9 protein-coding genes are annotated in these 13,047 nt (G+C 40.0%); 7 read left to right on the forward strand and 2 right to left on the reverse strand.

Annotated elements, in window-relative coordinates; genetic code table 11:
• Positions 1-20 precede the first annotated feature (20 nt).
• On the forward strand, positions 21-2,171 hold the full coding sequence (locus E7303_RS03600; RefSeq protein WP_292143874.1) for a M13 family metallopeptidase: 2,151 nt from the start codon (positions 21-23) through the stop codon (positions 2,169-2,171).
• Between the two features lie 1,630 nt (positions 2,172-3,801).
• Here E7303_RS03600 and E7303_RS03605 read toward each other — a convergent pair.
• Positions 3,802-5,028, reverse strand: a complete 1,227-nt coding sequence (locus tag E7303_RS03605; protein ID WP_292143875.1) for an LL-diaminopimelate aminotransferase — start codon at positions 5,026-5,028, stop codon at positions 3,802-3,804.
• A gap of 251 nt (positions 5,029-5,279) precedes the next feature.
• Between E7303_RS03605 and dapF the strand changes: the two genes are divergently transcribed.
• A complete protein-coding gene (dapF, locus tag E7303_RS03610; RefSeq protein WP_292143876.1) occupies positions 5,280-6,152 on the forward strand; it encodes a diaminopimelate epimerase in 873 nt (290 codons plus the stop codon).
• A 148-nt stretch (positions 6,153-6,300) separates the two neighbouring features.
• A complete protein-coding gene (gene hisC / locus E7303_RS03615) occupies positions 6,301-7,350 on the forward strand; it encodes a histidinol-phosphate transaminase (RefSeq protein WP_292143877.1) in 1,050 nt (349 codons plus the stop codon).
• A gap of 51 nt (positions 7,351-7,401) precedes the next feature.
• Here the strand turns inward: hisC and E7303_RS03620 are convergent, their stop codons facing one another.
• A complete protein-coding gene (locus E7303_RS03620; RefSeq protein WP_292143878.1) occupies positions 7,402-8,217 on the reverse strand; it encodes a hypothetical protein in 816 nt (271 codons plus the stop codon).
• Between the two features lie 721 nt (positions 8,218-8,938).
• Between E7303_RS03620 and E7303_RS03625 the strand changes: the two genes are divergently transcribed.
• The 4 genes from E7303_RS03625 (at position 8,939) to E7303_RS03640 (ending at position 13,035) form a co-directional block, all read left to right on the forward strand.
• Complete coding sequence (locus E7303_RS03625; protein ID WP_292143879.1) at positions 8,939-9,412, forward strand: COG2426 family protein; 474 nt, start codon at positions 8,939-8,941, stop codon at positions 9,410-9,412.
• 68 nt (positions 9,413-9,480) lie between these two features.
• Positions 9,481-10,362 (forward strand): class I SAM-dependent DNA methyltransferase, encoded by an 882-nt coding sequence (locus tag E7303_RS03630; protein ID WP_292143880.1) that lies wholly within the window; start codon positions 9,481-9,483, stop codon positions 10,360-10,362.
• A gap of 133 nt (positions 10,363-10,495) precedes the next feature.
• The gene (locus tag E7303_RS03635) at positions 10,496-11,002 is read left to right on the forward strand and encodes an SEC-C metal-binding domain-containing protein (protein ID WP_292143881.1); all 507 of its coding nucleotides are present in this window, start codon (positions 10,496-10,498) and stop codon (positions 11,000-11,002) included.
• A 155-nt stretch (positions 11,003-11,157) separates the two neighbouring features.
• Positions 11,158-13,035 (forward strand): threonine--tRNA ligase, encoded by a 1,878-nt coding sequence (locus E7303_RS03640; RefSeq protein ID WP_292143882.1) that lies wholly within the window; start codon positions 11,158-11,160, stop codon positions 13,033-13,035.
• Positions 13,036-13,047: the final 12 nt, after the last annotated feature.

Raw genomic sequence — 13,047 nt, forward strand, 5'->3', positions numbered from 1 at the left:
AAAAAAGGAGTAAAAGTGTTATGAAAAGAAAACAGATTTTGGCAGCTCTTTTGACAGGATGCTTGTTACTTGCCGGGTGCGGAACTGCAGCTGATAGTGCGGTAACTGAAACTCCTGCCGAGGGGGCAAGTAAGGAAGAGGTGGCAGCAGATGCATCAACAGACACTGCTAGTGCTGAGTCTTCCGAAGAAACAGCTCAGGCTGAAAGCGAATCTTATGTTGTTGATGGAGGAAGTCCCTGGATAAACTCCAACATCAAAGAAAATGTTGTTAACAGTGATAAGGCTTCTGCAAAAGATGATCTGAATCTTGCGGTTAACTATGACTGGGCAATCACAGCAGAAATACCGGATGGATACAGTTCTTATGACAGCTTTACTGAAGTATCTCAGATAATTGATGATAAGGCACTTGAAACCTTGAAGGATGAGACAATTACCGGGCATGATGCTGAACTTGCAAGAGCATATTATAATGCTTTTCTTGATTGGGATGACCGAAATGCAAAAGGGCTTTCACCGTTGGAGCCATTTGTTAAAGATATTGAATCTCTTTCAAGCATAGAAGATGTAACAGAATTCATACTGGATAATGACAGATCAAACTTTACCCCTACTTTGGTTGGAATTGGAAACGTGGGTGATTTGACAGATTCATCAAGGTATGTGACAAATGTGGATCATTCAAGCCTTCTACTGGGAGATTCTGCGGAGTATAAAGAGTTTAGCACAGTTGGAAAGTTAAAGTATGATGCCTACAGGAGCCTGTTTTCCAATATGATGACAAGGCTGGGATATACTAATGATGAGGCTGATAAGTATTACGATGCATGCTTTTCTTTTGAGTCAGCTCTTTCTGAGAAAGTATATACTTCGCTGGAAAACAGCGATCCTGCAATCTATGACAAGATACTTAACTATTATGAGCCAGAGGAAATGGCAGCTTTGGCTCCTAATTTCCCAATGGATGAATTTATAAAGGAAAATGGCTACGACAATGCAAAGGTATTTCTTGTAACAGAGCCGGATGCTTTGGCAAAGATTTCAGATCTTTATACATCGGACAACCTTGAGAACATCAAGGGATATTTCATGGTTCAGACGGTTTTGGGATGTACAACTGACCTTGACAGAGAGGCATTCGATGCAAGACTTGAGGCACAGCGTTCTATATATGGTGCATCAGGTACTCTTTCTGATGAAAAATATGCATATGCATATGTAAATGCAGCATTGCCTGAAGCTATGGAAAAGGCATATATGGCAAAGTATGATGTCACTGAGACAAAAAAAGAAGTGACGCAGTTATGCAAAGATGTAGCGGATGTTTATAGGGAAATGCTCGAAAACGAGGACTGGCTTTCTGACGAGACAAGAGAATATGCAATGGAAAAACTTGACTCATTGGAAATCAATGTGGTTGAGCCAAAAGAATACGTGGATTACAGTGGCCTTGATTTAAATGGTCTTACTTATTTTGAAATACAGAAAGCACTTGCTGATTTTAGTTGGGAGCTTGATAAAGAACGAACAAACGGAACTGTAAATAAGAATCTCTGGGAAGGTATGTCAACACTTGAAACTAATGCTTACTATGACCCAACGGCCAATTCTATTAACATTCTTCTTGGAATACTTGATGGAGTTTTTTATGGCGATGATAAGTCAAAAGAGGAGATATATGCAGGAATCGGAGCTGTTATCGGACATGAGATAAGTCATGCTTTTGATACAAACGGAGCTCAGTTTGACAAGGATGGTAATTACAGCAATTGGTGGACTGATGAAGATTACAGTGCCTTCCAGGAAAGAGCGCAGAAACTTATAAACTACTACGATGGAATAACAGTATTTGGCGATGAAAAAGTTACCGGTTCTCTGGTACAGACTGAAGCAATTGCAGACATGGCAGGCCTTAAAGCAATGCTTACACTGGCATCCAAGGAAGAAAGCTTTGACTATAAAAAGTTCTTTGAGAGCTATGCTAATGTGTGGAAGAATATTTCTACTTATGAAGCTATTTATTCACAACTCACTCAGGATGCGCATCCATTAGATTATTTAAGAGTAAATGTAACTTCCCAGCAGTTTGATGAATTCTATGAAGCGTTCGACGTAAAAGAAGGCGATGGAATGTATCTTGCTCCGGAAGACAGAATCCTGATCTGGTAATGGATCAATAAGAAATATATGTTGTAGATTAACGAGAGGATTACTGCAAACCTGTTTGGTTACGCAGTAATCCTCTTAATTTGTATATGCGTAAGTGAGTTAGAAGACACTGGGACGGTTCTAATGACTTATGAAGACACTGATATGTATAAGCTTAAGGAATTGGTAAATGCTTAGTTCCGTACGCCACCATTGACTGAGCCTGAGGAAAACGCCTTGGCCATAGAGCCGACGGTGAGGATGATGGGAACAGTAGATTATCACGCACCGTCGGATTCAGCATTGTAGCGTTTTCCTCAGAACCCGTCAATGGCAAGCACCTACGGTGTGGCTGGGTGTTATTGCCTCAGGCTCCAAATCCGAGAACAGTAGTGGTGGCTACTTTCAAGGATATGTGTGACTATATGTCTGCGTCTTTCAATGTATAGAGAGCGAAGATTATGTTTTGGAAACATAGCCCGTTTTTTGAACTTACAACACCAGTCGTCAAGTTTTTTGACTTGCGTTTTTGGGCATATACGGCCTTTTTTGAAGTTACCACACCATTATATAGATGATCATATGTTTCAGTTTACTCATCCAATGGATGTGGCAATCCACTTTTTTCTCGTATATGCCCATTTTCGCTTCCTGAAAATTTTGTCGATGGATGTGTTAACTTAAAAGTATGACTATATACCCAGTTCCTCATGTTCAATTCATTCCATACGTCGTGAAGAATAATGGTTTGGGCATATAGCGCTTTGGAGAGCTTCCAGCCACCTTTGATTCTTACTATTTTGGGCATATAGCAGCTTTTTGCGAGGCCAGCCACCCCTCAAATGGGCATATAGGCTGATTTCAAGCCTCTGGCCACCCGTTAAAATGGTGGCTGTGGACGGATAATTACCGTATATGCCCAATCGTCTGCGATAAAACTATGACGAGGGGTGGCTGCAAGCCTAAAATCAGGCTATATACCCAAAATCGGTTTTTTTACGGGTGGCTGAGGTATTGAAAACGAGCTATATGCCCAAAGACAATGCTTTCGGCTCTCTAAACTACTACTACCTATAGAGTGGACACATACAAACTTCCTTTAGCCCCACTTTCGTATGCAACATGCTGCATGCGAAAACTGGCGCGCCAGCGTTTTCTTAAAAGCAGCCGCATCTACTGTTCTCGGAATTGGAGTCAGAGGCATTTTAAACCAGCCACACCGCTAGGTGCTTGCCATTGACGGGTTCTGAGGAAAACGCTACAATTCTGAATCCGACGGTGCTAGAAAATCTACTGTTCCCATCATCATCACCGTCGGCAGAGCTGGCAAGGCGTTTTCCTCAGACTCAGTCAATGGTGGCGTACGCAGTTACAACCTATACTTTTCTAAGAAGTTAAATGGACGGTTGAGAGAATTGCTTTTAATAAGTCATTAGAACCGTCCCGGTGTCTTGTGGACGGTTGAGTGACTTGCTTTTAATAAGTCATTAGAACCGTCCCGGTGTCTTCTTTCAACATACTTACGCTTATACAAATAAAGAGGAATACTGCGTAACCAAACAGGTTGGCAGTATTCCTCTCGTTAATCTCTTATGCGTAAAAAACTTAATAAGGGTTGAAATTTAATTTATCACTTGCGATAGAAAAATTTTTACAGTGATTTTATTCGGTTAATGGCCTCTACTGTGTTTTCGTAGCTTCCAAAAGCTGTGAGTCTGAAGTAGTGTTCACCGCTTGGACCAAAGCCTGAACCGGGAGTTCCGACAACATTGGCTTTTTCGAGAAGGTAGTCAAAGAATTCCCAGCTTGTCATGTTGTCTGGAGTTTTAAGCCAGATATATGGTGAGTTTTTGCCGCCATATACTGTGTATCCGGCTTCCTTAAGACCATCATAGATGTATTTTGCATTCTTCATGTAGGACGCGATCATTTCTTTTACCTGAGCCTTGCCTTCTGGGCTGTAGATGGCTTCGCCTGCTCTCTGAACGATGTATGGAGCGCCGTTGTACTTGGTTCCATGTCTTCTTGCCCAGAGGCTGTGCATCTCGACCTCTTTTCCCTGGAAGGATACTTTGAGGTCGTGAGGAATAATCGTTGCACCGAGTCTTAACCCGGTGAATCCTGCATTCTTGGAAAAAGATCTAAGCTCAATAGCGCATGTTCTTGCGCCTTCGCACTCATAGATGGAATGAGGAATGTTATCCTCTGAAATATAAGCCTCATAAGCAGCATCAAATATGATGACAGCGCCTGCTTTGTTTGCGTAATCAACCCATTTCTGGAGCTGGTCCTTTGTGATGGCTTCACCTGTAGGATTATTTGGAAAGCACAGATAAATAAGGTCAGGTGTCTCTGATGGAAGTTCAGGCGCAAAGCCGTTTTCTGCGGTGCAAGGCATGTAGATAACATTGCTCCACATTCCTGTATTCTCATCATAATCGCCGCATCTTCCAGCCATAACATTTGAATCAACGTATACTGGGTAAACAGGATCGCAGACAGCTATTTTTGAATCTTTTGAAAAGATTTCCTGTATAGCTCCGGAATCACTTTTTGCTCCGTCGGAAATAAAGACTTCATCGTCTGCGACATTGCATCCTCTTGCTCTAAAGTCGTTTTCAGCTACTGCGTGGCGAAGGAACTCATATCCAAGGTCAGGGGCATATCCTCTGAAAGTTTCTGCACTTGCCTGCTCGTCAACAGCCTTGTGAAGAGCCTCAATAACTGCTTTTGGAAGTGGCTTTGTGACGTCACCGATTCCAAGTCGGATGATCTTTTTATCTGGGTTTGCCTCCTGGAAAGCAGCAACCTTTTTTGCAATTGTACTAAAAAGGTAGCTTCCGGGTAGTTTTAAATAATCTTCATTTGGCTTAAACATAGTGTGTTCTCCTGTTATTACTGTGTTATACTTTTCTCGTATCTGTCGTGCACAATTTAATTTGTGATTTATCCTACACCATTTTTGTATAATTGTATACATTTTTTATTGCGCTTTTTTTGGCAGATGTTTAATATGAAAAATAATAAGTGGCAACTGTGATGAATTGTTGTGGCTTTTGAGTGCTATAAAATAAATATGTATAGAAAGGACACTTTCACAGATTATTGGAAGTGATCAGGTTTAAAGATATGAAATTTACAAAAATGCATGGCTGTGGAAACGATTATGTTTATGTAGATGGAAAAAGTGAGAAGATTTCTCAGGAAAAGAAGTCTGAGCTTGCCATTAAAGTTTCTGACAGACATTTTGGAATAGGTTCTGATGGCCTTATTTTTATAAATCCTGTAGATGATGAGAGCATCGACTTCGAAATGGAGATGTATAACGCGGACGGTTCCCGTTCAGAAATGTGTGGGAACGGCATTAGATGCGTTGCAAAGTACGTATATGATAAGGGGCTTACTACTAAAAAGAACCTTGTCATCGTAAGTGCAGGAAAAAAGAAATACATAGATCTTACAATTGGTGATGATGGAATGGTCTCATCTGTGAAGGTTGATATGGGGGCGCCTATATTAAAACCGGAGGATGTGCCGGTCTGTATCAATGATGGCGAAAAAACTGATATGGTTGTGGATGCTCCAATTGTCGTTGATGGCAAAGAGTGGCACATGACCTGTGTTTCAATGGGTAACCCTCATGCGGTAGTTTTTTTACCTGAGGATATGAGCCTTGAAAATTTTGATATAGAGAAGATCGGGCCAAAGTTTGAAAATCATGAGTTCTTTCCAAGACGCGTAAATACAGAATTTGTAAAGATTGATGATAAAAACAACGTTCACATGCGCGTGTGGGAGAGAGGAACAGGTGAAACACTTGCCTGTGGTACCGGATGCTGTGCAACAGGAGTTGCCTGCGTCTTGAACGGACTTACAGACAATGATGTGACAGTTCATGTCCTTGGCGGAGAAGTAAAGGTCTCCTGGGACGGGGGGAGTGGTTCATCTGTCATCATGGAAGGCCCGGCAACAACAGTATTTGAGGGCGAGATTGAGGTATGAAGATATCACATTGGATGTGATGATAATAGGGTAACGTAGGATTAGAAGTAAATTTGATATGCAGGGATAAAAGAGATTGCCAGTTTAAAAATGATATGTTAGACTATGCTTTATCATGGTAGAGCAATAAAGTAATGGAGGATTTAACATGTCTTGGGAAGAAAATGTCAGGAAAGTTGTTCCATATACTCCCGGAGAACAGCCTAAAATAAGCAATATTATCAAACTAAATACAAACGAATGCCCTTATCCACCGGCTCCATCTGTAAAGAGAGCTTTGGATAACTTTGAATATGAATCCTTGAGATTATATCCGGATCCGGGTTCAGGCGTATTGATAAATGCTTTGTCAGACTATTACAATGTGCCTTCAGATCAGATATTTGTCGGAGTTGGATCTGATGATGTGCTTTCCATGGCTTTTTTGACATTTTTTAATTCGGATAAGCCCATTCTTTTCCCTGATATCACATATTCTTTTTATGATGTATGGGCTGATCTGTACAGGATTCCGTATAAGCAGATTCCGCTTGATGAGGAATTCAGGATAAAGAAGGAAGATTACTATGTTGAAAACGGCGGAGTTATCTTCCCTAATCCGAATGCACCCACGGGTCTTGTTGAAAATCTGGACATGATAGAAGACATCCTTAAGAATAATAGGGATGTGGTTGTGATCGTTGATGAAGCTTATATTGATTTTGGTGGAAAGAGTGCACTGCCCCTTATTGATAAGTACGAGAACCTGCTTGTTGTTCAGACCTTTTCAAAGTCAAGGGCAATGGCAGGCATGAGGATTGGCTTTGCTTTCGGTTCCAAAAAGTTGATAAAATATTTGAATGATGCGAAGTTTTCCTTTAATTCATACACCATGAACAGGACTTCTCTTGAGCTTGGGGCTGCAACGCTTGCTGACAAAGAGTATTTTAAGGACACTTGCAGCAAGATAATCGCAACCAGGGAGAGAGTTAAGCCACTTTTGTCAGAACTTGGCTTTATTTTCCCAGATTCTTCAAGTAATTTTATTTTTGCAAGGCATAAAACCGTTTCAGGAAAAAAGATATTTGATGAACTTCGAAAATGCGGAATAATCGTCAGAAGATGGGATCTTCCACGCATCAGCGAATACTTAAGGATCACTATAGGCACCGATGAACAGATGGATACGCTGATAGAGAGCTTACGGGAAATTGTCTGAAGGTATTTAATAGAGAGCTTACGGGTAATTGTCTGAAGGTCGTTAAAGGTCTCATAGTAAATACTGGTTTATTATTTGACTGGCTTTGGCCGGATAAAATGGGTTTTGTTTGTCTTCGTAAGTGGCAAGGAAATTGATACCGGGTATGTAACCTGCCTTGACGTACCTGTTAATTTTATATAGGTAATTGTTATCAAGATACCTTATGTCATCCATTTTGCCAAAGTGCTCCCATATATATTTTTTCCCTGTCCGTTTGTTTTTGGTTGTGAAATCTGGATAAAATATGTCATTTCCGATGATGAGTTTTTCCTCATATCGGTATTGAATGCCATATCTATAGAGTTCATCAGCAATCATGGATTCAGACTTGGAACGAACCAAATCACCTTTCAGTGTTTCTATTATCAGTTTTTCAGGATGATTAGAGCTTTTTTCATAATCAGATTGAGCCCATTCTTTATCAGGGGAATCGGAGAAAATGGCAGTTGTGTCTGTGACATTGAACATATTGGGTGACTGATTCAATATGATTTTTTTGAGAGAGGGATGGTTTCGCAGCAAATCATCAGGATCCGTGGGACTTCTCCTTAAATACAGGTCAAGAGCATGGATTTCTTTTTGATAGGATTCTATCTTTTGATCATAATATCGCTTTTGAAGAAGTTTTTGTATCAGCTCTTTTTCTTTCGCCGGAATGTAAGTGCGTTCCGTGCCAGTAATTATATAAAATTTATATGTGTTGCCATTTTTGCTGAAGGAGATTTTCCCTTTTGGAAAAGAGTTCCTGTCATAGTCCTTTTTCATAGAATTAAGCTGTTTTTCGAGTCTATGCTTCTCGTGTTGCATAATTTCTTTTATTACCATATTTGTTTCCTTATCTTATTTTTTGAAATCCGACATGAATATGTCAAAAGAAATACAAGATTTTCAAGATTTCGAAACAAAAAGTTAACATGTTTTTTGAGAAAAGTAAATAGCTTTTTTAAATAATACATGTTTTTGGGTACAGAAACAAAAACTAAACTTTTTACCCGATGCAAGGAAAATGGAAAGGGTAAAGAAAACAGAAATCAATGATTTACCCGAGCAAATAAATGTACTTAGGGTAAATAAATAATTTCTTGATATATTACCCAAGAAGATTTAGTGAGAATGGAAAGAGTTTGGGTAAAAAGAGCATTTATTGTTTATTTACCCGAGGTGAGGGATAAGAGCTCGGGTAAAAAGAGCATTTATTATTTATTTACCCGAGGCGGTGGAAAGAGCTCGGGTAAAAAGAGTATTTATTTTTTATTTACCCAAGGCAATGAATAAAGGCCGGGTAAAAAAGGTAGTTTAGTGAATACTTACCTTGATCACAACATTCAGAAATGCAAAAAATGTTTTTTATACTTGCATGTAGGTAAAACTGCATACATATTATGAAACAAAGCTGTACATAATACATGATTGCGATTAATACAGTTTAATGATAAAATCTTTGAGTTGCTGACTGAAAACAATTGCCTGTCAAATGAATGAGTAGTGAAATTATCAGTCAGACATTCAATAATTGAGAGCACATTCACGATTAGGAGATTTATTCATGTTAAAAAAGTATATCATTGTTTTTTTTATCTCGATGGTTCCGCTTGTTGAGCTCAGAGGAGCAGTACCTTATGCAATTGCTATGGGACTTCCTGTTCTTCCGAGTTATATTATTGCAATCATCGGAAATATGGTACCGATGCCATTTATTTTCTTTTTTGCCAGAAAGGTCCTTGAGTGGGGTAAAGATAAGCCTGTGATCGGTGGTTTCTTTACTTTCTGTCTTGAGAAGGGACATAAGGGCGGAGAAAAGCTTAAAGAAAAAGCCGGAAAAGGTTTATACTGGGCACTTTTCCTGTTTGTAGGAATTCCACTTCCGGGAACAGGCGCATGGACAGGTACACTTGCTGCTTCAATCCTTGATATGGATTTCAAAAAGAGTGTAAAAGCAGTTATTTGCGGTGTTGTACTTGCCGGTATTATAATGGGACTTGGAACAAAGGTAGTACTTCTTATAGGAAGCCTGTTCTGATCAGGAATCAGTTTTGAAATGGATTTGACTGTTTGATCATCAATCAGTTGTGATAAAAAGGAATAAACATGGAAGCTTATACAGATTTTGCAAGTGTATATGATACATTCATGGATGAAACCCCATACGACGTATGGGGTAATTTTATTGCTGAATTAATTGAAAAATATGGAGTCAGTAAGCCTATAAAAATTGAGAATGTCAATGAAAAAGCAGTGGCTTTTGACAAGAATGAAAATGTTGAATCTGATTTAGAGGCAGATGTAATAGAAGATGGAAGCCAGGAAGCCCTTGACCAGGAAAAAAATCTTGTGGTCGAGCTTGGCTGTGGCACTGGTAGCTTCACCATTGAAATGGCCAAAAAAGGCTATGACATAATGGGAATTGATCTATCTCCCGATATGCTTGATATTGCCAGAAATAAAGCGGCAAATAAGGGAATTGACCTTATGTTCCTTGAACAGGATATGAGAGAGCTTGACCTGTACTGCACCGCTGGAACAATAGTCAGCGTCTGCGACAGCATAAACTACCTGCTTGAAGATGACGACGTTATAGAAACCTTCAGACTCGTCAATAATTTCCTGTTTCCAAAGGGAATATTTATATTTGATTTTAATACCCTTCACAAGTACAGAGATGTGATCGGCGATGTGACAATTGCAGAAAACCGCGAGGATTGCAGCTTTATTTGGGATAACTACTATCATGAAGATGAGCATATCAATGAATATGATCTGACAATCTATGCTATCTGCGATAAGGAAAAAGAGCTGTTCAGAAGGTCAGTAGAGACTCATTACCAGCGAGGCTATACTATTGAAGAAATGACTTCATTTGTAAAAGAAGCCGGGCTTGAATTTATTACGGCAATTGATGCAGATACCCATGAAGCTGTAACGGATGACAGTGAGAGAATCTATATAGTTGCCAGGGAAAACGGAAAGTAAATGTTTAATGATTTCTACCATCATATTTACACTAACTTTGGTTTACATATCCAGGCAAATATATTAAAATAACGTGTATGCTTTGAACAAAAGTAAAAATTTATAATAAAAAAAGAAATAGGAGTATTTGGTTATGGCATTACTTAAAAAATGGCGTGATATGGCTTATTCTGAGACTGCAGATAAGGGAAGTCTTCAGAAGCTGTGGACAGAATATTTTCAGAAAGAACGCGACATCTATGCAACTCTTTTGAAGAACCCTGATGAAGTTGTAAAGGGAACTGTAAAAGAACTTGCTGAGAAATACGGCGTTGATCTTATGACAATGGTTGGATTCCTCGATGGTATCAACGACTCTCTTAAAGAGCAGAACCCTATCGACGATATGGAAGAGGATACAGAGGTTAACCTTGGATTCGACAAGGAACTTCTTTATAAGAACATGGTAAATGCCGGTGCTGACTGGCTTTACAACCTTACAGAGTGGGAAGCTATCTTTGATGAGAACAAGAGAAAAGCTCTTTACAAAGAGGAGAAGGCTTCACATACAATCAGAAAAGAGAACAAGGTATATCCTAACGATCCATGTCCATGTGGAAGTGGCAAAAAGTACAAGAAGTGCCACGGCAAAAACGCTTAATTTGAGATATTGATCTGACAGGTAGAAATATTGAGTTTATGTATGAAGGGCTTGCTCATTCATATGTAAACGTCAGTATTTCTATTTGTTGATTAATACAATATAAATAATGAAAGAGGCTGCTCCCGGTAGGGGTAGCACGAAAGGATGAAAAAATGAATAAAGAAGAGTATTTACAAGTTTACCGTCACTCACTTGCGCACATTCTTGCCAAGGCAGTTATCGAGCTTTACGGTGAGGAAGTTCAGTATGCTATCGGACCTCAGATCGAGGATGGATGCTACTATGATTTCGTTCTTCCAAAGGCTGTAACACAGGATGACTTCAAGACAATCGAAGACAAGATGCGCGAGATCATCAAGAGAAGAGAGGATTGGACACGTAAAGAGGTCTCAAAGTCGGAGGCACTTGAACTGTTCAAGAATCAGAAGTTCAAGACTGAACTTATCAATGACCTTCCAGAGGATGAGGTAATCACTGTTTACTATACAGGTGAGGATTATGTGGATCTTTGCCGCGGACCTCACGTAGAAAACTCTCAGGAGCTCTTTAATGCATCATATCAGATCAAGTCTGTATCAGGTGCATACTGGAGAGGCGATGAGCATAGAGATCAGCTTTCAAGAATCTATCTTTATGCTTTCCCAAGCAAGGATGAGCTTAAACAGCACATCAAGATGATCCAGGAAGCTATGGAGAGAGACCACAAGAAGATCGGTGCTGCACTTGATCTTTTCATGTTTGATGAAACGGCTCCAGGTATGCCTTACTGGCTTCCAAGAGGATGGAAGATGTATCAGGCACTTCTTAAGTATTCTAGAGAAGTACAGGAAAGACACGGCTATACAGAAATAGCTGCTCCTCTTGTAAACAACAAGAAGCTCTGGCTTATCAGTGGTCACTGGGCTCATTACGTAAACAACATGTTCATGGTTCCTGGTGTTTCAGGATGGCTTAAGGCAGACGCTGAGATTCCTGGTGTACTTGAGAACATCAATGAGCCTGCAGAAGAGCCAAAGAACATCAAGATCCAGGCTGGTTCAGTTATCTACAATCGTGAGCAGGATGACACAATGGCAGCTAAGCCAATGAACTGTCCTAATGCCATGATGACATATAAGAGAACAAATCACTCTTACAAAGAGCTTCCTATCCGTTACAGCGAGTATGATGTTCTTCACCGTAAAGAAAAGTCAGGACAGATGAATGGTCTTTTCCGTGTTCAGGAGTTCCGTCAGGATGATGACCATACATTCGTAATGGAATCTCAGATAAAAGAGGAGATTGCAGATGTTATCTCTATCGCAGATGAGATCTACAAGACATTCGGTGTAACATACAGAGCTGAGCTCTCAACAAGACCAGAAGACTTCATGGGTGATATTGAAGTTTGGAACAGAGCTGAGGCTGCTCTTAAGGAAATTCTTGATGAAAAGTACGGCGAGGGTGGATACGAAGTAAATGAAGGTGATGGTGCTTTCTACGGACCTAAGATCGACCTTCAGATCAAGGACGCTCTTGGAAGAGAATGGCAGTGCGGAACTGTACAGCTTGACTTCCAGCTTCCTCATAACTTTGGCCTTACATACCAGGCTCAGGATGGAACAATGCAGATGCCTGTAGTTATCCACAGAGCTATCTATGGATCACTCGAGAGATTTATCGGTATCATCATTGAGAACTTCAAGGGTGTATTCCCATTCTGGCTCAGCCCATATCAGGTTGGTATCGTTCCGATCAGAGTTGAGCACAACGAATACGCTGAGAAGGTAGAGAAAGCTCTTATGGCAGCAGGCGTTCGTGTTGAAGCTGATTACTCAGACAACAACATGAAAGAGAAGATCAAAAAGTTCAAGAATTACAAAGATCCATACATCCTTGTAATTGGAGACAAAGAAGCTGCTGAGGGTACAGTATCTATCAATGTACGCGGTTCAAACAAGCAGGTTCAGAATGTTCCGTTAGAGACATTTGTTGAAATGTGCAAGAAGCTTAACACAGAGCATTCACTTGAACTTATAGAATCACTTTAATCAATCATAGGC

This window comes from Butyrivibrio sp. (genome assembly GCF_015056685.1).
Classification (GTDB): domain Bacteria; phylum Bacillota; class Clostridia; order Lachnospirales; family Lachnospiraceae; genus Butyrivibrio.

Excerpts from the sequence above, each read along its gene's own strand:
- E7303_RS03600 (WP_292143874.1), top strand. The coding sequence starts at position 21 with ATGAAAAGAAAACAGATTTTGGCAGCTCTTTTGACAGGATGCTTGTTA.
- E7303_RS03605 (WP_292143875.1), bottom strand. The coding sequence starts at position 5,028 with ATGTTTAAGCCAAATGAAGATTATTTAAAACTACCCGGAAGCTACCTT.
- dapF (WP_292143876.1), top strand. The coding sequence starts at position 5,280 with ATGAAATTTACAAAAATGCATGGCTGTGGAAACGATTATGTTTATGTA.
- hisC (WP_292143877.1), top strand. The coding sequence starts at position 6,301 with ATGTCTTGGGAAGAAAATGTCAGGAAAGTTGTTCCATATACTCCCGGA.
- E7303_RS03620 (WP_292143878.1), bottom strand. The coding sequence starts at position 8,217 with ATGGTAATAAAAGAAATTATGCAACACGAGAAGCATAGACTCGAAAAA.
- E7303_RS03625 (WP_292143879.1), top strand. The coding sequence starts at position 8,939 with ATGTTAAAAAAGTATATCATTGTTTTTTTTATCTCGATGGTTCCGCTT.
- E7303_RS03630 (WP_292143880.1), top strand. The coding sequence starts at position 9,481 with ATGGAAGCTTATACAGATTTTGCAAGTGTATATGATACATTCATGGAT.
- E7303_RS03635 (WP_292143881.1), top strand. The coding sequence starts at position 10,496 with ATGGCATTACTTAAAAAATGGCGTGATATGGCTTATTCTGAGACTGCA.
- E7303_RS03640 (WP_292143882.1), top strand. The coding sequence starts at position 11,158 with ATGAATAAAGAAGAGTATTTACAAGTTTACCGTCACTCACTTGCGCAC.